Source organism: Methylobacterium sp. XJLW (assembly GCF_003254375.1).
Classification (GTDB): Bacteria; Pseudomonadota; Alphaproteobacteria; order Rhizobiales; family Beijerinckiaceae; genus Methylobacterium; species Methylobacterium fujisawaense.
The window spans coordinates 1070931-1093129 of sequence record NZ_CP016429.1 but is presented as its reverse complement, the minus strand read 5'-3'; the positions used below and the strand labels follow the sequence as shown (position 1 = coordinate 1093129).

19 protein-coding genes are annotated in these 22199 nt (G+C 67.8%); 10 read left to right on the top strand and 9 right to left on the bottom strand.

Translation table 11 applies throughout. The features are described 5' to 3' along the window. Positions 1-110 precede the first annotated feature (110 nt). The 6 genes from A3862_RS05080 (at position 111) to A3862_RS05055 (ending at position 10806) form a co-directional block, all read left to right on the top strand. On the top strand, positions 111-2516 hold the full coding sequence (locus A3862_RS05080) for a hybrid sensor histidine kinase/response regulator (protein ID WP_111473376.1): 2406 nt from the start codon (positions 111-113) through the stop codon (positions 2514-2516). A 131-nt stretch (positions 2517-2647) separates the two neighbouring features. Then, positions 2648-4561: an HWE histidine kinase domain-containing protein gene (locus tag A3862_RS05075; RefSeq protein WP_111473375.1), complete on the top strand. Its 1914-nt coding sequence runs from the start codon at positions 2648-2650 to the stop codon at positions 4559-4561. Between the two features lie 311 nt (positions 4562-4872). Beyond that, on the top strand, positions 4873-7455 hold the full coding sequence (locus tag A3862_RS05070) for a PAS domain S-box protein (protein ID WP_164706341.1): 2583 nt from the start codon (positions 4873-4875) through the stop codon (positions 7453-7455). Beyond that, positions 7452-7835, top strand: coding sequence for a response regulator (locus tag A3862_RS05065; RefSeq protein WP_111473373.1), 384 nt, complete (start codon positions 7452-7454; stop codon positions 7833-7835). The genes A3862_RS05070 and A3862_RS05065 overlap by 4 nt, the downstream gene beginning before the upstream one ends. A gap of 211 nt (positions 7836-8046) precedes the next feature. Continuing rightward, the gene (locus A3862_RS05060) at positions 8047-9486 is read left to right on the top strand and encodes an IS1182 family transposase (protein ID WP_111473372.1); all 1440 of its coding nucleotides are present in this window, start codon (positions 8047-8049) and stop codon (positions 9484-9486) included. 297 nt (positions 9487-9783) lie between these two features. Beyond that, positions 9784-10806 carry a zinc-binding alcohol dehydrogenase family protein gene (locus tag A3862_RS05055; protein ID WP_111473371.1) on the top strand — a complete coding sequence of 341 codons (1023 nt, stop codon included), beginning with the start codon at positions 9784-9786 and terminating at the stop codon, positions 10804-10806. Here the strand turns inward: A3862_RS05055 and A3862_RS31015 are convergent. Both A3862_RS31015 and A3862_RS05050 read right to left on the bottom strand, forming a co-directional pair. Then, complete coding sequence (locus A3862_RS31015) at positions 10796-10975, bottom strand: hypothetical protein (protein WP_124262935.1); 180 nt, start codon at positions 10973-10975, stop codon at positions 10796-10798. The two genes, A3862_RS05055 and A3862_RS31015, sit on opposite strands and share 11 nt — an antisense overlap. A gap of 33 nt (positions 10976-11008) precedes the next feature. Further along, positions 11009-12067: an SDR family oxidoreductase gene (locus A3862_RS05050; RefSeq protein ID WP_111473370.1), complete on the bottom strand. Its 1059-nt coding sequence runs from the start codon at positions 12065-12067 to the stop codon at positions 11009-11011. A gap of 748 nt (positions 12068-12815) precedes the next feature. Between A3862_RS05050 and A3862_RS05045 the strand changes: the two genes are divergently transcribed. The 3 genes from A3862_RS05045 to A3862_RS05035 all read left to right on the top strand — a co-directional run bounded on the left by A3862_RS05045 (position 12816) and on the right by A3862_RS05035 (position 15635). Then, complete coding sequence (locus A3862_RS05045; protein ID WP_111473369.1) at positions 12816-13637, top strand: alpha/beta fold hydrolase; 822 nt, start codon at positions 12816-12818, stop codon at positions 13635-13637. Between the two features lie 46 nt (positions 13638-13683). After that, entirely contained in the window at positions 13684-14796 is a 1113-nt protein-coding gene (locus tag A3862_RS05040; RefSeq protein WP_111473368.1) for an alkene reductase, read from the top strand. 425 nt (positions 14797-15221) lie between these two features. Next, entirely contained in the window at positions 15222-15635 is a 414-nt protein-coding gene (locus A3862_RS05035; RefSeq protein WP_111473367.1) for an ester cyclase, read from the top strand. Positions 15636-15745: 110 nt separating this feature from the next. Here A3862_RS05035 and A3862_RS05030 read toward each other — a convergent pair whose 3' ends face one another. From A3862_RS05030 to A3862_RS04995, 7 genes are all read right to left on the bottom strand, one after another. Beyond that, the gene (locus A3862_RS05030) at positions 15746-16315 is read right to left on the bottom strand and encodes a type 1 glutamine amidotransferase domain-containing protein (protein ID WP_111473366.1); all 570 of its coding nucleotides are present in this window, start codon (positions 16313-16315) and stop codon (positions 15746-15748) included. 439 nt (positions 16316-16754) lie between these two features. Next, entirely contained in the window at positions 16755-17528 is a 774-nt protein-coding gene (locus tag A3862_RS05020; RefSeq protein WP_335645400.1) for an aldo/keto reductase, read from the bottom strand. Positions 17529-17627: 99 nt separating this feature from the next. Next, positions 17628-17816, bottom strand: coding sequence for a hypothetical protein (locus tag A3862_RS05015; RefSeq protein WP_236961769.1), 189 nt, complete (start codon positions 17814-17816; stop codon positions 17628-17630). Positions 17817-18303: 487 nt separating this feature from the next. Continuing rightward, on the bottom strand, positions 18304-19233 hold the full coding sequence (locus tag A3862_RS05010; protein ID WP_003606898.1) for a VOC family protein: 930 nt from the start codon (positions 19231-19233) through the stop codon (positions 18304-18306). Positions 19234-19260: 27 nt separating this feature from the next. Beyond that, a complete protein-coding gene (locus tag A3862_RS05005) occupies positions 19261-19839 on the bottom strand; it encodes a YceI family protein (RefSeq protein WP_111473365.1) in 579 nt (192 codons plus the stop codon). Next, positions 19836-20444, bottom strand: coding sequence for a cytochrome b (locus A3862_RS05000; protein WP_111473364.1), 609 nt, complete (start codon positions 20442-20444; stop codon positions 19836-19838). The genes A3862_RS05005 and A3862_RS05000 overlap by 4 nt, the downstream gene beginning before the upstream one ends. 21 nt (positions 20445-20465) lie before the next feature. Further along, on the bottom strand, positions 20466-21074 hold the full coding sequence (locus A3862_RS04995) for a YceI family protein (RefSeq protein ID WP_111473363.1): 609 nt from the start codon (positions 21072-21074) through the stop codon (positions 20466-20468). A 116-nt stretch (positions 21075-21190) separates the two neighbouring features. On the opposite strand from A3862_RS04995, the gene A3862_RS04990 reads away from it, so the two are divergent. Further along, complete coding sequence (locus A3862_RS04990; protein ID WP_111473362.1) at positions 21191-22138, top strand: LysR family transcriptional regulator; 948 nt, start codon at positions 21191-21193, stop codon at positions 22136-22138. The last annotated feature ends 61 nt before the right edge of the window (positions 22139-22199 follow it).

The window sequence follows — 22199 nt, the reverse complement described above, 5'->3', positions numbered from 1 at the left end:
GCCCGGAAATTCCGTGCCCGCGGGCGGACCTGCGCCGTGTCGACGCGTTGTCCGGCTCGTGGTTGTCCCACGCCGGTCGCAAAGCTACTCACGCCCGCAAGCGGGGCCCCATGGACGAAGAGAACGAAAGGCTGCGCCGGCGCGAGCGCGAGCTCGAAGACCGCGTGGCGAGGCTTGAGGCCCAACTCGGCGACGGCCTGCGCCGGCCGGGCCAGGGGCAGCGGACCTCCGCGGCCTCCACCGACCTGCTGTTCACGGCGGCGGAGAAGACCCGCATGCCGCAGATCATCACCGACCCCAACCTGCCCGACAACCCCATCGTCTTCGCCAATCGGGCCTTCCAGAACCTGTGCGGGTACGACGCCGACGAGCTGATCGGGAGGAACTGCCGATTCTTGCAGGGGCCCGGCACGGACCCCGCCGACATCGCCAAGGTCCGGGACGCCATCGCGGCCCGGCGGGACGTCGTCGTCGAGATCCTGAACTACCACCGCGACGGCACGCCCTTCCGCAACGAGCTCTACGTCAGCCCCGTCTTCGATCCGGAGGGACGGCTCCGCTACTTCTTCGCGAGCCAGCTGGACGTCACCCGGTTCCGCACCACCGAGGGCGTGCTCGCCGAGAGCGAGGCCCGCTACCGGGCCCTGTTCGATGCCGTCGACAGCGGCCTCTGCGTCGTCGAGATGCGGTTCGACGCCGACGACCGGGCGGTCGACTACCGCTTCGTCGAGGTGAACCCGGCCTTCGCGGCGCAGACGGGCCTTCACGACGCCGTCGGGCGCTGGATGACCGAGCTCGCGCCGGCCCATGAACGCCACTGGTTCGACACCTACGGCGAGGTCGCACGTACGGGACGACCGGTGCGGTTCGAGAGCGGCGCGGTCGCGATGGGGCGTTGGTTCGACGTCCACGCGCTGCGTGTGGGCGAGCGCGAACAGCACAGGGTCGCCATCCTGTTCAACGACATCACCGACCGGCGACGCCTCGAAAACCATCTGGAGGCCACCGCCCAGGAACGGGCCGACGAGCGCGACATGGTCTGGCGGGCCAGCCGCGACCTCTTCGTGATCTGCGGGTTCGACGGCATCTTCCGCAAGGCGAACGCGGCCTGGACCGAGACGCTCGGATGGGACGCCGCCGAAGTCGTCGGGGCGCGCTTCGATACGTTCGTACATCCCGACGACCACGCGGAGGCCACCGCGGCTTTCGAGAGGATCAGCAGCGGGCTCCCGCTGCACGACGTCGACGTGCGGGTCCGGACGAAGGACGGCGGCTACCGCTGGCTCTCCTGGAACGCCATCCCGAGGGGCGACCACTACTATGCCGCCGGCCGCGACGTCACCGAGCGCCGCGCGCTGGAGGAACAGCTTCGCCAGTCCCAGAAGCTGGAGGCGGTCGGCCAGTTGACCGGGGGCGTGGCGCACGATTTCAACAACCTGCTGACGGTCATCAAGTCGTCGACGGACCTGCTCAAGCGGCCCAACCTCGCCGAGGAGCGCCGGGTCCGCTACGTCGGTGCCATCTCCGAGACGGTCGACAGGGCGGCCAAGCTCACCGGGCAACTCCTCGCCTTCGCCCGCCGGCAGGCGCTCCGTCCGGAGACCTTCGCGGCCAATCGGGCCGTGGCGGCGGTTTCCGACATGGTGGGCACGCTCACCGGCTCGCGCATCCATGTCGAACTCGACCTGCCGGACGCGCAGACGCAGGATCTCTACGTCAACGCCGACCCGAGCCAGTTCGACACCGCGCTGGTGAACCTGGTCGTGAATGCCCGGGACGCGATGGACGGCCAGGGTCGCCTGCGCATCTGCCTTCGCCGCGCCACCCGCATCCCCGCCGTCCGGGCGCACCCGGCCCAGCGCGGCGACTTCATCGCGGTCTCGATCTCCGACACGGGATCGGGTATCGCGCCGGAGAACCTGGAGCGCATCTTCGAGCCGTTCTTCACGACGAAGACCGTCGGCCAGGGCACGGGTCTCGGCCTCAGCCAGGTGTTCGGCTTCGCCAAGCAGTCCGGCGGCGAGATCACCGTCGAGAGCCGGAAGGGCGCCGGGACGACCTTCACCCTTTACCTTCCCCGTGTCGCCCCGGCCGCCGCCTCGGTGCCCGACGTGGAGCCGGAGGCGTTGGCGGAAGGCCATGGCACCTGCGTCCTTGTCGTCGAGGACAACTTCGATGTCGGGGCCTTCGCCCAGCAAGCGCTAAGCGAACTGGGCTTCTCGACGGTCTGGGCGACCGACGCGGAAAAGGCCCTGGCCGAGATCGAGCGCATCCCGTTCCGGTTCGAGGTAGTGTTCTCGGACGTGATGATGCCAGGCATGAACGGCGTCGAGCTCGCGGGCGAGATCCGACGGCGACGACCGGACATTCCGGTCGTCCTGACCTCAGGCTACAGCGACGTGCTGGCGGCCGAGGGTACCCACGGCTTCGATCTGTTGCGCAAGCCGTACTCGGTGGCTGACCTGTCGCGCATCCTCCGTCGCGCGATCCAGGAGGCAAGGTCGAAACGTCCCTGACGACAAGACTGTTCGTACTCTCCGAAGCCCGACACCGAATTCATCCATGATCGGACCGGGATGTAACCTCAGACCACAAGACGGTTGCGCGCAACTCGTCTAGTCTACGATTCCGACTTTCGCCCGAGAACATGCCGAAGCCTGCCCTACCGTCCATGGTTCGCGATCCGGTCCGCCTCGAAGCGCTGGCGGCGACCGGCATCCTGGACACCCCGCCGGAGGCGGAATTCGACGACATCGCCCAACTGGCCGCATTGGTTTGCGACACGCCCGTCGCGCTCGTCAGCCTCGTCGCGGAAGACCGGCAATGGTTTAAGGCGCAGGTCGGTTTCCCGCTCTGCGAGACGGCCCTCAGCGCTTCGGTCTGCGCATACACTCTGGCCGCTCCGGACCTCCTGACCATCCCGGACCTGACCGTCGATCCGCGGACCCGGGACAACCCGCTGGTGACCGGGGAGCCGTTCATCCGCTTCTATGCCGGAGCACCGCTACGGGACGCGGACGGGCAGGTGCTCGGCAGCCTGTGCGTCATCGACCACGAGCCCAGGCCCGGGGGGCTGACCGACAGGCAGGCGGACGCCCTGCGACGGCTGGCCCGGCAGGTGATGACCGTGATGCGCGAACGGCGGCTCAACGCGGAGATGCGGACGACCCGCGACGCGCTTCGGACGTCGCAGGAGCGGCTGGCCTTCGCCTTCGCGGCATCCAGCAGCCTCGGGTGGTGGGACTGGGACATCCCGGCCAACCGGCTCTATGCCGGGGAGCACTTTGCCCGCATGTACGGCGTCGACCCGGCGGAGGCCGCCGAGGGGGCGCCGCTCGTCGCCTTCGTCGACGGCATCCACCCGGACGACCGGGCCTGGGTCGGCGAGCGTATCCAACACGCGCTCGATACCGGGGGCGAATTCAGCGAGGAGTACCGCCTGCTCCGCGCGGACGGCACGTTGACCTGGGTGCACGCCCTGGGACGGTGCTTCCTCGACGCCGACGGCAGGCCGCTGCGCTATCCCGGCGTCGCCGTGGACATCACCGCCCGCAAGCTGGCCGACGCGGCCCGCGCCGCGGGCGAGGCGCGGCTGAAGTCGATCATGGAGACCGTGCCGGTCGGCATCCTGCTCGCCGAGGCGCCCTCGGGCCGCATCCTGATGGGCAACCAGCGCCTCGCCGAGATCCTCGGCCACGACACGCTCTTCGCCTCGTCGAGCGACGCCTACGGTGCGTTCGTGGCCTTTCACGAGGACGGTCGGCGGGTCGAGGGGCACGAGTATCCCCTCGCGCGCATCACCGGGGGCGAGTGCAAGCGTGCGGTCCTGGAGGTGCTGTACCAGCGACCGGGAGGTGCGCGGCGCTGGATCATGATCACCGGCGAGGCGGTCGAGGACGAGCGGGGCTCGACGGTCGGGGCGGTTTGCGCGGTCAGCGACATCGACGACCGCAAGGCCGCCGAGGCGTCGCAGGACATCCTCAACCGCGAGCTCAGCCACCGTCTCAAGAACACCCTGGCCATGGTGCAGTCCATAGCGACGCAGACCCTGCGCAACGCGGCGAGCCTGCCGGCGGCGCAGGAAGCGCTGGCGGCCCGTCTGGTCGTCCTCGGCAAGGCGCACGACGTCCTGCTGCTCGGGCATTCCGAGACAGCCAACGTCCGCGACCTCGTGCGGGGGACGCTGGCGCTGCACGAGGACAAGGCCGGTCGGTTCCACATCTCCGGGCCGAACCTGTTCATCGGGCCGAGCGCGGCTCTGATGCTCGGGCTGGTGCTGCATGAGCTCGCGACCAACGCGACCAAGTACGGAGCCCTCTCCACTACGGCCGGCCGTGTCGACCTCGACTGGAGCGTGACCGGGGACGGGGAGGATGCCGAGTTCCGGCTGGACTGGCGGGAGCGGGACGGGCCCCCGGTCGCACCGCCGGACCGCAAGGGCTTCGGCTCGCGCCTGATCGAGCGCGGGATGGGCGGCGGACGAGTCGCCATCGACTACCGGGTCGAGGGCGTCAGTTGCGTGGTGAACGTGCCGATGGAGAGCCTGCAGTCGCGAGCCTGACGATAGGCCGACAGGGTGGCGGATCCCCTCCTGCGCTTTCGCCGGACAATCTTGGATGGCGAACTCCTCCAAGGCGTTGATCGGAAAGCCGCAGTGACGAGGTGTCGGTGCTTCGCTATCAGCCTCGCCCATGGACGATGCCGATTGCCGGGGGGCAGGCGAACTTCTCGATGGATAACGATTTGCGATGCCTCTCGCGCGAGGAGCTTGAGGAAGAGGTTCGCCGCCTAAGGGCGAAGCTGGCCGACCGACCGGACCACGGCCCGAGCCCATCCGACCAGCAGCCACGCCCGGCATCGACCGACACCGACGTGTTGTTCTCCGCCGTCGACAAGACCGGCCTGCCGATGATCCTCACGGATCCCAACCAGGACGACGACCCGATCGTCTTCACCAACCGGGCTTTCCTCGACCTCACGGGCTACGGCATCGAGGAGGTCGTCGGGCGAAACTGCCGCTTTCTCCAGGGACCGGACACTGAGCCCGACCGCGTCGATGCCATCCGCACCGCTCTCCGGGAAAACCGCGACCTCACCGTCGAGATCACCAACCACCGTCGCGACGGCACGCCCTTCGTCAACGCCCTGTTCGTCGGCCCCGTCTTCGATGGCGAGGGACGGCTGCGCTATCGCTTCGGCAGCCAGATCGACGTCACCGAGGCGCACCGCAACCGAGAGCGCCTAGCCGAGAGCGAGGCGCGCCAACGCGCCATCTTCGACAGCGCCAGCGAGATGGCGATCATCGTCACCGACACCTCTGGCACGGTGACCGACTGGAACGTCGGTGCCACGCGCATCCTGGGCTGGTCGGCCGAGGAGATGTGCGGGCAGCCCATCGAGCGGATCTTCACGCCCGAGGATCGAACGACCGGTCAGATGCGCAAGGAGATGGACGGCGTCCTCCGCGACGGCCATGCCGAGGACATGCGCTGGCATCTGCGCAAGGACGGCGGCCGGTTCTACGCGGTCGGCGACATGACCTCGCTGCGGGGGCTCGACGGGACACACCGGGGCTTCGTCAAGGCGTTCAGCGACCGCACGCAGGAGCGCAACCTCGCCACCAAGGAACAGGCCGACGCCGAATTCATGCGCAGCGTCCTGGCGTCGTCCGCCGACTGCATCAAGGTGCTCGACCTCGACGGCGGCCTGACCTTCATGAGCGAAGGCGGCATGAAGGTGATGGAGGTCAGCGACTTCAATCACATCAAGGGATGCCCATGGCCGAGCTTCTGGCAGGGCCAGGGGAATGCCGATGCCCTGGCGGCCTTGGCCACGGCCCGGGACGGGGGGATCGGCCACTTCCAGGGGGGCGCGGACACCTTCCTCGGCAACGCCAAATGGTGGGATGTCCAGGTGACGCCGATCTTCGGCCCTGACGGGCGGCCGGAACGGATCCTGTCCGTGTCGCGCGACATCACCGAGCAGAAGTCGTTCGAGGAGCGCCTCGCGGCGAGCGAGGCCCATTGGCGCGACCTGTTCGAGCGCTTGAGCGAGGGCTTCCTCGTCGGCGAGGTCGTGCGCGATCCGACCGGTCGCATCACGGATTGGCGCTACCTCGACGTCAACTCCGCCTGGGGCCGGCTCGTGGGCATCGCATCGGACAGCGTCGTGGGACGCACGATCCGCGAGGTGTTTCCGGGTATCGAGGATGCCTGGGTCGACGAGTTCGCCGACGTGGTCGAGACCGGAGAGCCGATGACGTTCATCCGACAGGTCGGCACCCTGGCGCGGTGGTACGAGGGCCGGGCCTTCCCGCTCGGGAGCGAGCGCTTCGGCGTGATTTTCCTGGAGGTGACCGAGCGGGTCGAGGCCGATGCACGTCGCAGCGGCCTCCTTGAGCTCGGGGAAAGGCTGCGGGCCGACATCGGCACCGACGCGATAGCGATGGCGGCCGCCGCCATACTCGGTCGCGTGCTCGGCGTTGGCCGGGTGGGCTACGGCACCGTTGGCTCGGATGGCGAGAGCTTCGTCGTGGAGGAGGACTGGACCGCGACGGGGGTCCCGACGCTGGCCGGCCGCTACCGCATGGACGATTACGGCCTCTACGCCGAGGACCTCCGGCAGGGGCGGACGGTCGTCATCCCGGACGTACGCGAGGATCCGCGCACCGCCGCCTCCGCCACGGCCCTGGAGGCGGTCTCCGCCCGCACGCTCGTCAACGTGCCCATCGTCGAGAAGGGCGAAACGGTGGCGGTGCTTTACGTGAACGACGACCGCCCGCGGGCCTGGGTCGATCCGGAGGTCGCGTTCGTCCGCCAGATCGCCGAGCTGACCCGCCAGGCCGTCGAGCGGCGGCGTGCCGAGGAGCGGCAGGACCTGCTGAACCACGAACTCTCCCACCGCCTCAAGAACACGATGGCGATGGTCGTGAGCATCGCGCACCAGACGCTTCGGACCGTCCCGAAGCGCGAGCCGGTGGAGGCGTTCCAGAAGCGCATCCAGGCTCTGGCGTCGGCCCACGACCTGTTGCTGCGCAAGGACTGGACGGCGGCGGACCTTCGGACCGTGTGCCGGGAGGTGCTCGGCAACGCGGCCGAGGCCCGCCGCTTCACGCTCGATGGCCCCGACGTGGCGCTCGGCCCTAGTGCCGCTCTGTCGGCGTCGCTGCTGCTTCACGAGCTGGCGACCAACGCGGCCAAGTACGGCAGCCTGTCAGGCGAGGAAGGCCAGGTCGAGTTGCGGTGGTGGATCGACGGCGCGACGGGGGAGCCGGGGTTGGTGCTGCGGTGGCGCGAGCACGGCGGCCCACCCGTGACGGCGCCGACCCGACGGGGCTTCGGTTCGCGCCTAATCCGCACGGGCCTCGTCGGAACGGGCGAGGTCGACGTTACATACGACACGGACGGGGTGATCGCGGTGATGCGTGCACCGATGGTCGAGGTGCATCGCTCATGACGACGACCGAGGCGGACGGCGACGGGGTGCGGCCGGTCGTGCTCGTGCTCCAGGACGAGCCGATCCTGGCAGGGATCATGCGGGACTTCGTCGAGGAGGCGGGGTGCGACGCGGTCGTGGTGCGCACCGCCCAGGCGGCGGTCCGCACCCTGGAGGAGCGTACGGACATCCGGGTGGTGTTCGCCGACCTCGACGTGCGCGGCTCGACCACCGGGCTGAAGCTGGTGGCGATGATCCGGGACCGGTGGCCGCCCATCGAGCTTGTCCTCACGGGTGCCCTGGCGCCGGACCTCGACGCCATCCCGGCGCGGGGCGTGTTCTGCGACAAGCCCTTCCGCGAGGGCAAGGTGATCTCGGTAATCCGTAGCTTCGCCGCTTGAGCCAAACGCTCCGGCCGCACCGTGGAGGTGATGGCGCAAAGGATCGGAAGCGAGTAAAACAGGGAAGTCCGCTTCCCTTAATCTAACGCTCGAAAGTGGAACGGCTCAAAACCACCCAACCCTGCCGTGGAGCGGCCGGGCGGTTATCGACCGAGGCTGTGTCAAAAGTCCGGTCTGAGATAGACTTTTGGCCTGATCTGCGGAGGCTAGTATGGGTCGGTTCGTCGAAGGGCAGGACCGTCGGCAGTCCTGGTTGCTGCCCAGTTCGCTGGACGACTACGTCACCGCGGACAATCCGGTTCGCGTGGTCGAAGTCTTCATCGACGAACTCGATCTAGGGGCCCTGGGCTTCACGCGCTTCGAGCCCGCAGCGACGGGGCGGCCTGCCTATGATCCGGCCACGCTTCTGAAGCTCTACATCTACGGCTATCTCAACCGGGTGCCGTCGAGCCGGCGGCTTGAGCGGGAGGCCCAGCGCAACATCGAGGTGATGTGGCTGACCGGTCGCTTGGCTCCCGATCACAAGACGATCGCCAACTTCAGGCGCGACAACGGGCCTGCGATCCAGGCGGCCTGCCGGCAGTTCGTGGTGCTATGCCGGGATCTGCAGCTCTTCGCCGGTGCAACCGTCGCCTTGAACGGATCGAAGTTCAAGGCGGTCAACAACCGGGACCGCAACTACACCGTGGCCAAGGTTGCCAAGCGCCTGGAACAGGTGGAGGCCAGCATCGCCCGCTACCTCGCGGCGCTTGACCGAGCGGATCGGGAGGGCAACGACGTGCCCGAGGCACGGACGCAGCGGATCGGCGAGAAGATCGCCGCCCTACGCCGCCAGATGGCCTTCCTGCGCGAGATGCAGGAGCAGGTAGAGGATGCGGACGACGGACAGGTCTCGCTGACCGACCCGGACGCGCGCTCGATGGCGACGAGCGGGCGCGGCACCGGCATCGTCGGCTACAACGTCCAGATTGCGGTCGATCCCGAGCATCATCTCGTCGTCGCCCATGAGGTCGTCAACGAGGGCCACGACCGAACCCAGCTCGTGCCGATGGGCGGTCGGGCCAAGCAGGCCATCGGCGCGGAGGAGGTCACGATCCTGGCCGATCGCGGCTACTATAGTGGCGACGAGGTTCTGGCCTGCGAAGGCACGGGCATCCTGCCGGCCATGCCGCGGGCCGACACGTCGGGTCGAGCCAAGAAGGGGCTCTTCGTGCGCGCCAACTTCGTCTACGACGCGGCGGCCGATCACTACGTCTGTCCCGCCGGCGCTGTGCTGACGAAATCTAACGCCCGCTCCGATCGACACGGTGACATCGATCATTATCGCAACCTGGACGCCTGTCATGCCTGCGCGATGCGGGCGCGCTGCACGACCGAGAAGTTCAAGCGCTTCAAGCGCTGGAAGCACGAGGCGGTGCTGGAAGCCATGCAGAGGCGGCTCGACGCCATGCCCGACGCCATGGCGGTACGGCGCGCCACGGTCGAGCATGTCTTCGGAACGCTGAAAGCCTGGATGGGCAGCACGCCCTTCCTGACGAAGGGCCTGAAAGGCGTGCGAACCGAGATGCCCCTCGCGATCCTCGCCTACAACATGAAGCGGATGATCCGCCTGTTCGGCGCAACCTGGCTCATCCAGGCCATTCGAGCCTGAAGCGGTCGACCGCGCCGCCGTCATCATCCTGCCGACCAGCGCTGGCGACCACGATCAATGCGTTTTGACACGGCCTCGACCCAATGCGGTCGTCCAAAGCGCCTTGGCACAACCGCTAGGTTGCTAAATCACCGATCTCAAAATTCGTTTGGGTCAAAATTTCGCCCCTGCCTTACCGTCTCAGCAGCAGCGGCGTAATATGCGCGTCATGCCGCTGCGCCAAAGGAGGCGGCACGCTATGAGGGGGCCTAGGACGGCGGCGCTGGATCGCCTGTTGCGACATCCTGGGAGACACTCATGCGTGCTGTTACCTACACCGAAGGCGCCCGGATCGATGCGCCGGACGCCCTCCTCGACACCACCTTTCCCGATCCCGTGCCGGCCGGGCGCGACCTGCTCGTATGCGTGCAGGCCGTTTCCGTGAACCCAATCGACACCAAAGTGCGCCAAGGCGCCTACAAGCAGGGTTGCGAGCCGAAGGTTCTCGGCTGGGATGCAGCCGGAACGGTGGTCTCGGTCGGACCGGACGCGCGCCTGTTCAAGCCCGGCGACGCGGTGTTCTATGCCGGTGCGCTCGACCGGCCAGGTAGCAACGCCGCGTTCCAGTGTGTGGACGAGCGCCTCGTCGGTGCCAAGCCAGCCAGCCTCGATTTCGCCGCCGCCGCGGCGCTACCGCTTACCGCGCTGACCGCTTGGGAGATGTTGTTCGACCGGCTCGACGTCGCCACGCCCGTTCCGGGTGCCGCCCCCGCGATCCTGATTGTCGGCGGCGCCGGCGGCGTCGGCTCGATCGCGATCCAGCTTGCCCGGCAGCTCACGGATCTCATCGTGATCGCTACGGCCTCGCGCCCCGAGACGGCGCAATGGTGCCGGGACTTCGGCGCCCACCACGTGATCGACCATGCGAAGCCCCTCGCCACCGAGGTGGCGGCGCTCGGTCTTCCCGGGGCGCCCGGGTTCGTGTTCGCGACGACGCAGACCGGTGCGCATCTTCCGCAGATCATCGAGCTCCTCGCGCCACAGGGTCGCCTCGGCCCGATCGACGATCCCGAGACCCTGGACGTGATGCCGCTCAAGCCCAAGAGCCTGTCGCTGCACTGGGAGCTGATGTTCACCCGCTCGCTGTTCCAGACCTCCGACATGGAACGGCAGCACGCGATCCTGACCGAGATCGCCCGCCTGATCGACGCGGGACGGCTGAGCACGACGTTGAGCGAGACCTTCGGTCCGATCAACGCCGCCAACCTGGCACGCGCCCACGCGCTCATCGAGAGCGGGAAGGCGAGGGGCAAGGTCGTCCTAGCCGGGTTCAGCGACTAAGCCGGCCCGCGAAGCGTCCCGGCTCAGAGCTGGAACGCCAGTCGAGCTTGCCCCGGTCCCGGCCATTCGGGACGCCGGAAGCGCCCTCTGACGCGAACCGTTTTGCGGTGGCGGCGCCGATGCCGCTTCCGGCACCAATGATGACGCGCCTCTTCTCGAAGCGGGACATGTTCGCTTCCTTCCTAACGGGCGATGCCGGATTTCAGGCGACGGGCGGGATGACCTTCAGGTCGCTCAGGTGCCGGAACTGGTTCCGGAACATGTCTTCGGTGTCGATGCAGGCATGAAATCCGGCCTGGCGGGCCTTGATCGTGCTGCTGATGTTGTCGAAGCCGCTGGCGAAGATGAAATCGCCGAAGGGCCACGAAGCCACCTTGTCGTAGGGGATCAGCTGTAGCCCGTAGCGTTCGGTCATTCTATTCCAGAGCGGCCCCTTGTCGGCCATGTAGGTCGCGAGCGGCATCGGGATCGGATCGGCCCAGTCCATGTTGAACATGCGCGCGATCCGCGGCCACATGTGCTGCCAGCGAAAGTAGTCGCCGTTGGTGATGTTAAAGATCTCGTTTCGCGCAGCCGGCGTCGTACCGGCCCAGTCGGCGGCCTCGGCCAGGATGTCGGCGGAGCTGACCTGGTAGAGCGCCCGGTAGGCGGCGTCGGTCCCCGGGAAGCGAAGCGGGATGCCGAGTTCCTTCGAGATGGCCGCATAGACGGCGATCACCGTCAGCAGGTTCATCGGGTTGCCGACCGCGAAGCCGCAGACCGCCTCTGGCCGAAGGGCCGTGAACGACCAATCCTTGCCCTCCTGGCGCTCACGCAGGAGATCCTCCTGGTCGTAGTAGAAGTTCGGCGGCATCAGGCGCGGGTCGTCTTCGCGGGCGGGCGTCTTGAACGGGCCGAGATCGGCGCCGTAGGCCTTGCCGCCCTGGTAGAACGTGACGTGGCGCAGGCCCGGTGAGGTCTCCTCGACGACGTCGAGCAGGTTGCGCAGGATCGCGACGTTGACCGTGCTCTTCTCGGCGGCGGTCTGCTTTTCGATGTAGGCGCCGAACACGATGTGGGTGACGTCGCGGATGCCGCCGAGGCGGTCCCGGACCTGTCCGGTGTCGAGCAGGTCGACCGAGACCGCCTCGACGTTCGGGATGGACGGCTCGGTCCGTCGCGACAGCCCCAGCACTTGGGTATCGGGTCGAGCAGCAAGGCGAGTGGCTGCGGCGCGGCCGATGACGCCCTGGGCGCCGGCGACGAGGACTTTTCTCTGCATGGTTGGCTCGCTCCCGTTTCCCGTAAGCTGGGGGTTGGCGGGACGCGTGTGAGGCGACCGCTTCCTGAACCAGTCTTACCCAACGGAAAGCCGCCGTCCTCGGCCTAGGTTCGCACGCTTGATGATCCGGTCCGCGCCTCGCCCATCGCACGCCAACAACGATCCTCGACCTCGGAGAGGTCGCGAGCGATGACCTTCTGCACGCCGAAGGCCCGTGTGAGCTCTATTCCAGCATGGCCTGCAGCTCGGCCCGTCGCGTATCGCCGGGCACGACCGTTTTGATCAGGCGACAGGACCACGCGAGGCGGTCGGGGTCGCGCTCCCCCCAGAGCCCGCGTGCCTTGTTGTCCCTTGAATCCTCGCAGACGTGGAGCGGTGGGCACAACAGGGTCAAAGCTCAAACTACCAGGCGAGGGTCTGCTTTTGACCCAACCCAGCCGCTCACCGCTTCAGATCCGGCGCTTGAAAGCGGATAAACGCTCGCTCAAGGCAGTCGTTTAGCGATCGTGATCGCTGGCTTGGTGGGTCGGAGACACCGGTTCGTCTGGCGCTGGGGGCTGAACGAACACGTCAGGTGCGGACGAGCCGTTGCCGCTAGATGATCCGGCGCGTTTCCTCGGCGGTCCACCGGCGCTTTCCGCAGCGCACTGAATGCGGTGTGCGCCATCCGCGCAGGTTTCACCCCAGGGAACCAAGGCGGCCCGGAACCGGTCGTGTGAGAGACGATCGTCCGACCGGAGAGACCATCATGCCCTTCATCGCGGCCCACGATGGCGCGCAGCTTTTTTTCAAGGACTGGGGACGCGGTCGGCCGGTCGTGCTCATCCACGGCTGGCCGCTCGATGCCGACATGTGGGAGTTCCAGCAGCGGACGGTCACCGAGGCTGGTTTTCGCACCATCGCCTACGACCGCCGCGGATTCGGCCGCTCTGACCAGACCTGGGACGGCTACGATTACGACACCCTCGCCGACGACCTGAAATCCGTTCTCGACGCCCTCGATGTGCAGGACGTGGCGCTGGTCGGGTTCTCAATGGGCGGCGGCGAGATCGCCCGGTACATGAGCCGGCATGGCGGCGCCCGGGTCACTCGGGCCGTGCTCGTCTCGTCGGTGACGCCCTATATGCTCAAGACGGCCGACAACCCAGACGGCGTCGACCCAGCGGTGTTCGACGGCATAATCGCCGGGCTGAAGAAGGACCGCCCGAACTTCATGGCGACTTTCGCAAAGACGTTCTTCGGGGTTGGGATGCTCTCATCGCCGGTCTCGTCCGACCTGATCGAATGGACCGGCACCCTCGCGATGCGCGGGTCGCCGAAGGCGACGACCGCCTGCGTGACGGCCTTCGCCGAGACCGACTTCCGCGCCGACATGGCCGCGTTTCGCGTGCCGACCCTCGTGATCCACGGCGATGCCGACCGGACCGTGCCGATCGACGTGTCGGGCAAGGCCACAGCCGCCGCGATCCCCGGCGCCGAGTTCGTCGTCTATGACGGCGCGCCGCATGCCGTGCCGTTCACCCATGCCGAACGGCTGAACGCAAATCTGATCACCTTCCTGAAGGGCTGACCCGCGCTCCGCTCACCATTACCCCGCACACACAATCCGAGGTACCATGACGACGAGCCCGATCCTCCAACCCGTGACAATCGGCGATCTGCACCTCAAGAACCGCATCGTGATGGCGCCGCTGACCCGCAGCCGGTCTTCGACCGCGGGCGTACCGCCGGACTTCGCCGCCGATTATTACGGCCAGCGTGCCAGCGCCGGCCTCATTGTCTCAGAGGCCACCAATATCTCGCAGCAGGCCGTGGGCTATGCCTACACGCCGGGCATCTGGTCGGACGAGCAGATCGAGGCTTGGAAGCGCATCGTCTCGACGGTCCACGCCAACGACGGCTGCATCTTCCTCCAGCTGTGGCACACCGGCCGGATATCCCATCCCGACCTGCAGCCAGGGGGCGAACTCCCGGTCTCCGCTTCGGCGGTGAAGCCGGAGGGAACTGCCTTCACGATGGAGGGGATGAAGCCCCACGTCACCCCGCGGGCGTTGGAGACCGACGAGATCCCTGGCATCGTCGAGGATTACCGGCGCGCGGCCGTGAACGCCAAGCGCGCCGGCTTCGACGGGGTCGAGGTCCACTCGGCCAACAACTACCTGCTGGAGCAGTTCGTGCGAGATTCGACCAACAAGCGAACCGATCGCTACGGTGGCTCGATCGAGAATCGTTTGCGGTTCCCGCTTGAGGTGGTCCGTGCGGTGACCGAGGCCTGGGACGGCGGAAGCCGCGTCGGCATCCGGTTGTCGCCCGCCACGACGCAGCCCGGCGAGACACCGCTCGATTCCGAGACGCATGCCACCTTCGGCGCCTATGTCGATGCGCTGAATGCGTTCGGCTTGCTCTACATTCACACGATCGAGGGCGTCACGCAGCAGACCCGTGATGTGCCGGACGGCGTCGATTTCCTCGACCTGCGTCGCCGGTTCGAGGGCGCCTATATCGGCAACAACCAGAACACCCTGGATCTCGCCGAGAAGGAACTGGCCGAGGGCCGCGCCGATCTATTCAGCTTTGGCCGGCCCTACCTTGCCAACCCGGACCTCGTCGGGCGGCTGGCGAGCGGGGCACCGCTGGCCGAGGCACCCAAGCAATACTGGTACGGCGGCGGTGCGACCGGTTACTCCGACTGGCCGGGCATGGACGGGCCGGTACCGGTACGGCGCTGAACCGATCACGGAGATCGGCACGTCGCCGATTGTGACCGAGGCGACGGCCGGTATCGTGTGAGTGTCTTGCTGCGCGCGGGAGAGCGCTCGGCCAACCTCGGCCTTGCCGGTAGGATCGAACCGAGCGGCCGGTGTGTACCCCGGCCGGCATCGGACGTGGGTCACTACCACCAGGGGCAAGTTGCTCGAAACCGCGCTCCGAGCCTCCGAGGCCGCCAAGTCGGTGAGTATGCGACGCGGCGCCAGGAATGCATCCTCGGTCGCCTACAACCCGTGCCGACATACGGGCCGGCGCGCCGCGTCGCTCCGGCACCGGGTCCAAGCGCGGCCTCGCGAGAGCGGCGTGCAACGACCGGGCATGGCGCGGGTTTCCTAGCCTTCGACTGAGACGCCCCGATCCTACCGATCCGAACCTAAGGAGCACCATGTCCCGCGAGAGCAGCATCCAGGCGACCGAGAAATTCGGAGAACTCGTCAACGGTGGCCGGTTCGACGCCTTCCCCGAAGTCGTCGCCCCGGACTGCCATGATCACGACCCGGCTCCGGGCCAGCACATGGGTCCCGAGGGATACAAGGCCTTCTTCACCGAACTCCGCACCGCGTTCCCCGACATGCAGGTCGAGGTGAAGAAGCTCGTCGCCGACGGGGACAGCGTCGCCTTCGCGTATACGCTCACCGGCACGCACCAGGGAGACTTCAACGGCCACAAGCCCACCGGGAAGGCCATCAAGGTCCGCGGCATGCAGATCGGCCGCTTCGTCGACGGCAAGATGGTCGAGCGGTGGGGGTCCTCCGACGAGCTCGGCATCCTGAAGCAGATCGGCGCCATCGAGGGTTGATGGAGGCATCCGCGAAGGCGTCCCGGCCGCGGGACGTCCTCGGGACATGGCCCAGGGCGACCCATGGGCCGCCCTGGGTCTCAAGAGCCAATCGTCGGCTTCCCGACTCCTCAGGCGCTCCGGGCCTGGTCGGGATGGCGGCCCTCGGCGAACTCCTCGACGATCTTGGCGCAGAAGGCCGGCAGGTCCTTGGGCGTGCGGCTGGTGACAAGCCCCTTGTCGCAGACGACCTCCTCGTCGACCCAGATGCCGCCGGCGTTCTCGATGTCCCGCCGAACGGTGGGGTAGGAGGTCAGCGTCCGGCCCTTCACGACGTCGGCCTCGATCAGGGTCCACGGTCCGTGGCAGATGACCCCGACCGGCTTGCCCGCGGCGAAGAAGTCCCGGACGAACGCCACGACATCCTTGCTCGCCCGGAGCTTGTCGGCGCCGACGCAGCCGCCGGGCACGACGAGGCCGTCGTAGTCCGCGGCCGACGCCTCCTCGATGGTCCTGTCCACCTTGTAGCGGTTGGCGGGATCGAGGTCGTTATAGACGGTCTCGGCGTCGCCAGCCTCCAGGCCGATGACCGTCACGGTCGCCCCGGCCTGCTTCACCGCCTCATGCGGCTTGGCGAACTCCGGATCCTCGGTGCCACGCGGTGCGATCAGGATCGCGATCTTCTTGCCCTGCAAGCTCATGTCATCGTCCTTGTGGGTGTCGGGATCTAACGAAGGCACCGTCGCGCCGTTCCTCACGACGGGATGCGGTCGATGCCGGCGGTATCTTCGGACTCGACGCAGTTTCCGCGGTGGCGGAAGTCGCTTAGCGCCCGGTAGACCTGGAGGCGCGCCCGCATCACCGAACCGAGCGGCCGGTGCGCCGCGAGACTGAGCGCTGGGCGGAAAGTCATCTCCCGGGATACGAAAGAGTTTCTTTGCGGCCCGAGGGGGCGCCCATCCGCTGAACGGTCGCCACGACGCATGTTCGAGGCGCCTTCACCTCTCGGCAGGCAGCGTGGGTCGTTCGGACGATCCGCCGATCCGCGAATCCCCGCCCAGCGGCGGGATCGTCCGCGGCCGGGTGGGGATGCGAGACAGCGGGACGATCATCTGCCCTGACCAAGCGGGCATCACGGGCCTACAACATAGGAAGGTGGCGTGGTCGGGGACCCCGCGGAAACGCCGCGTCGATCCGGATGTACTCGTCTTCCGTCAGCCGCAGCGGGCCAGCGCTGGCGTTGTCGGCGGCATGATCGGGACTGGACGCCTTGGGGATCGTGAAGGTGAACGGCCTCCGCGCCAGGAACCGGAGCGCGACCTGACGGGCGGTGGCGCCGTGGTTCGCCGCGATCTCATCCAGGACGCGGCCGCCCGATGTTCGTGGGCCAGGGAAGCTGCCATGGCCGAATGGGCTGTAAGCGACGACGGCGATGCCGTGATCCTCGCACCAGGGCTGGACGGCGTGCTCGATTGCACGCTCGTCCAAGTGGTAGAGAACCTGGTTGCAGGCGATGCGCCCCTCGCCCCCGACCTTCCAGGCGGCTTCGAGGTTGGACACATCGAAGTTGCTTACCCCCCAGGACAGGATCTTGCCCTGTTCGCGGAGCCGCTCGAAGCCGGCGAAAGTATCCTCAAGCGGATACGAGCCAGGCCAATGCAATAGGTAACAATCCAGCCTGTCGGTGCGCAGGCGCGCCAGCGAGCGCTCGCAGGCCGCCACCGTACCGACAAGGGAGGCGTTGCTGGGGAGAACCTTGGAGACGAGGAACACGCCATCGCGCCGCCCGGCGATTGCCTCGCCGACCACGGTCTCGGCGTCACCGTACATCTCGGCGGTATCGATGTGCGTCATGCCGAGGTCGAGGCCGCGGCGGAGCGCTGCGACCGCGGTGGGCCGGTGCGCGTCGTCGATATACTAGGTTCCCTGGCCGATCACCGCAACCTCGCGCGGCACGGGACCAAACGGGCGCTGCTCCATGGATTTCCCTCCATACGCGGACGGCACGTGCGCCTAAGGCGCGAACACCGCGCGCACGCAGCCGTCCGTCTTGTGATTGAACATGTCGTAGCCGCGCGGTCCGTCCTCAAGGGAGAAACGGTGGGTGGCGAGGCAGGCCGGGTTGAGCTCTCCCTTCTGGGCGTGCGTCAGCAGCCGGTCCATGAAGGCCTGTCCGTGTTGTTGGGCGGTGCGCACCGTCATACCGCACCGTTTGGTCGCGCATTCCGTCGTCGCCGTACCCCGCCTAAAGAACTGGATGCTACGATCTTGCGCTTAGGCGTGCCTTCCAAAGCCCGCTGATGTGTCAAAACATGAGAATGTCGTGGTCGCCGGCTTGATCGATGTCTGCTTCGGAGACGCACACGAGGGCCATCTAGTGGCTGGAATGGGCGCCAAGCCGAAAGTCCGGTTCTGCGCGCGGTGGCGATCTGGCGTGACCTGATCTGGCCGATAGCGGAATGACCGCTTCGGAGAAGGTCCGCGGGAAAAGCGGACAACCTGCTACCGACCCAACCCAGCCGTCAAGAACGTCGTTTGAGCTACTCTAAAGCGGACATTCGTCTGCCATCCAAGACTTTCGGCGCGTGGCCGGAACGATCTTTGGCCGTCCCCGAGCAGACGCCCCAGAAGGGACCCTTTCGGGTCGCACTCCCGCCCTGACGTTTCTCCAGTAAGCGACCGTTCAAGTTCACACGCTCGATGGCACGAGGCGGATGCGAGTTCCCCACGGGTCGTGAAGCACGGAGGCACCGTCGTCATCGGTCATCGCCAATCCGCCCTCCAGGCACCGCCCACGAACCTTAGCTAATGTCCCCCTGTCGATCAGGAGCTCGACCTCGGCCAGACCGGCCATGCCCGCAGGGCGCACCGGGGCGCCCCGGCTGTTCCAGATGTTGGTCGCGAGCTGGTGGTGGTACCCACCGGCACCGAGGAACGTCGCGCCCGGATACCGGCACATTATGTCGAACCCGAGCAGATCCGCGTAGAAGCGCTCCGCGGCGTCCAAAGCGCCGACTTGGAGATGGACGTGTCCAACGCGACCGCTCGCCGGCATGCCCCTCCAGGGGGCTGGGGCGGCACGCAGGAGCCCGGCATGGTCGAGCCGGTCGTTCCTCATGACGATGCCACCGTCCTCCGCACGCGGCCACTCGGAACTCGGGCGGTCCACGTACACCTCGATGCCGTTCCCTTCAGGATCGATGAGGTAGACCGCCTCGCTGACGAGGTGGTCGGCCGCGCCCGAGAGTTGGATTTGCCGCTCCGCCGCGTAGGCGAGCCAGGCGCCCAGGTGGCCGCGGCTCGGGAGCAGGAAGGCCGTGTGGAAGAGGCCCGCCCGCTGCGGGCTCCAGGGCTGGGCAGCGGGATCGTGCCGGAGTTCCAGCAGGACGGTGGCCCCGACCCCGAGGCGCACCGTATCGGATTTCCGCGAGATGGTCGCAAGGCCGAGCGTATCGCGATAGAACCGGGCGAGGCCATCGAGGTCTCGCACGACCAGGGCGACGCTACCGACGCGGTAGGGGGCGGTGTCCAGCAGTGAAACCGGGACGTTCGGCGAGGTCCCACCCTCTTGCTCAGTCCCGGGCGCACTTCCTGCCAAGCGTTCGCTTTCGTGGGTCATGCTAGTGCTCCGGAGCTATGGAATCGGTCAGCCGCGGTTAGCGGGCGCGGGCTGGATCGTGGCCGCGAGGTCGATGTCGACCCCGACGTCGAGACCGACCCACTGGCCCGATGCCCACGGGCCCTGGCCGACACCGAAATCGGTTCGGACGAGGCCGACATGGCCGGTGGCCCGCGCCTGATCCTTGTCGAGCGTGAGATGGAAGGGCAGCGTGAGCGGCCGGCTGGTGCCCCGGATCGTCAGGTTCCCGACCGCCTCGTAGTCGCCGTGCCCCTTATCGATGAAGCGGGTCGCCTCGAAGCGTGCTTGGTTTGCGCCCTTCACGTCGAACCAGTCCTTCTGCGGAAGGGCCTCGTCACGCTGGACGTCGCCCGTCCTGGCGCTGGCGAGGTCGATCAACACGACGGCGTGCCCGGCCTCGGGCTTGGCCGGGTCGAAGTCGATCTTGGCCTGGAAGCGCTCGAAGCGCCCGGTGAACGGCGCCCCGACCTGAACGCCCGAGAACTTGATGGTGCTCTTGGCCGGGTCGACCGCCCATTCGGCGGCGGTCGCGGGAACCGCGGCGGCCGACAGGGCGAGCGCGAGGCAGAGGAGTCGCGTGTTCATGAGTTCGATTCCAGGAATCCGGACCGCGCCGAAGGTGCATGGGCTGGCAGCATGCGGCGCAGGACGTCGTCGTGGATGATGAAGTGGTGGCGCAGAGCGGCTGCCACGTGGAGGATGAGCAGCGCCGTCAGCAGCCACACCCCGTAGGCATGCATCAGCTTGAGGACGCCCTCCGCCGCCGCCGGGTTCGGGACGAACGCGGCAAGGGGAAGGTGCGGCCAGGGCACGAGGCCGTAGAGCACCGTCGGGATGTTGAACGGCGACAGCGACACCACCGCCCAGCCGGTCAGAGGCAGCCCGACGAGGAGCAGGTACAGCAGGCCGTGCGCCGTCGAGGCCGCGACGCGCTCCCGCGCCGGCATCCTGGCCGGGTGAGGCGGCGGCCGGTGGGTCAGGCGCCAGAGGACCCGCAAGACCGTCAGGCCCAGCACCGTGATGCCGACCGACTTGTGCCACTGGTAGAGCTGGAACTGGCGCATCGGCGCCAGTCCCGCATGCGCTATGATCAGGCCCATGCCGATCAGGGCGAGCACGCCGAGCGCGCTCGCCCAATGCAGCAGGATGGCCACGGCGGAGTACCGCCGCGCGGACACACCGGTTGCCATGGCCGTCCTCCAAGCCGTCGGTCAGTCCTGACGCTCGAAGGCGCCCGCGATGGTGAGGTGCAGTTCGTCGCCGATCAGCGGCACGTAGGTCTTCACACCGAACTCTGAGCGCTTGAGCGTGCCGGTGGCCTCGAAGCCGACCGTGTACTTCTTGTTGAGGGGATTGGCGCCGGCGCCGACCAGGGTGACGTCGAGGATCACCGGCTTGGTCACCCCGTGGAGCGTCAGGTCACCCGTGACCTTCGCGTGGTCCTTGCCGACCGGCGCGACCTTGGTCGAGACGAAGGTCATGGTCGGGTACTTGCCGGCGTCGAGCCACTGGTCGCCCTTGAGCTCGTCGGTGAGCTTGGCGCTGGTGGTCGTCACCGAGGCGACCGGGATCTTCACCGACAGCTTCGAGGCGGCGGGGTTCTTCGAGTCGAGGGCGAGGCTGCCCGACACGTCCGAGAAGCCGCCGGCATAGTTCGAGAAGCCCATGTGCGACACGCGCCAGCCGACCTGGGTATGGCCGGGGTCGACCGCGTAGGTGCCGGCCTGGATCTGGGCCGGGTCGCGGGTGACCGGCGACTGGGCCAGGACCGGGGTGGCGACGAGGGCCAGGACGAGGCCTGGGATGAGGATGGACTTCACGGGTGTCTCCGGGACTGAAACGGGCGACCCGACCCACCTGGGGAAGGGCCGCGAGAGCCGAGGACGCTGGGATACCCACGTTGGCGGCCGAGGTTGAGCCTGCTATTCGGAACCACATGGTTGCGAAAACGGAAACCTTTGGCGGCGGATTGGACGACCTGCGTGCCTTCTGCGCGGTTGTCGACCTGGGCACCGTGACGGCGGCCGCGGCGAGCCAGGGCGAGACCAAGGGCAGCCTCAGCCGACGCATCTCGCGCCTGGAGGCTGCGCTCGGCGCCACCCTGATGGCCCGCCATCCCCGCGCGGTGTCGCCGACCGCGGAGGGCTTAGCCTTCTATGCCAAGGTGCAGGAGAGCCTCGCGCTCCTCGACGAGGCGGCCGAGACCGCGCGTGACGCCCGCACCGTTCCTGCAGGCCACCTCCGGGTGACGACCTCGGTCGATTTCGGCATCGAGTTGATGCCGGGGATCGTCGCGAGCTTCCGCCGGGCCTACCCGCAGATCACGGTCGATATGATCAACACGGACGCGCGGCTCGACCTTGCGGCCAACCGGATCGACCTCGCCCTGCGCCTGGGCGATACGGAGGAGACCGGTTACAGGGCCGCGCTGATCCTGCGTCTCTGGATCGGGCTCTACGCGGCACCGGACTACCTCGTGCGGCGTCCGGCGCCGACGAGCCTCGCGGCCCTGGCAGAGCACGACCTGATCCTCTCGCGCGAAAGGCCCGGAGCGCTGGGCATCATGCTCAGCGACGGCCAGGGCCGGACGGAACAGGTCGCGCTCAGCCCTGCCGTCCGGGCGAGCGACTTCGCCGCGGTGCTTCGGCTGACGCTGGCCGGGACAGGCATCGGCCATCTGCCGAGCGCCGTGGCGGCCGGCTCCGTCGCGAACGGGGCGCTCGTACGGGTGCTGACACCTTGGGCGACGGCGGGCGGGGCGCTCCGGGCCGTGAGCCTCGCCGGCCGGGAATTGCCGGCACGGGTGCGCGTCTTTCGCGAGCACGTTCGCTCCGAGATGATGAAGCGCTTCGCCGTCGAGCCGGACCAAGCCGAAGGCACCTGATGCGAGCGGTTCCCGGGGTCGTTCCTCGGACGCTGAGGAGCATCGGCTCAGGGTGGAGGCT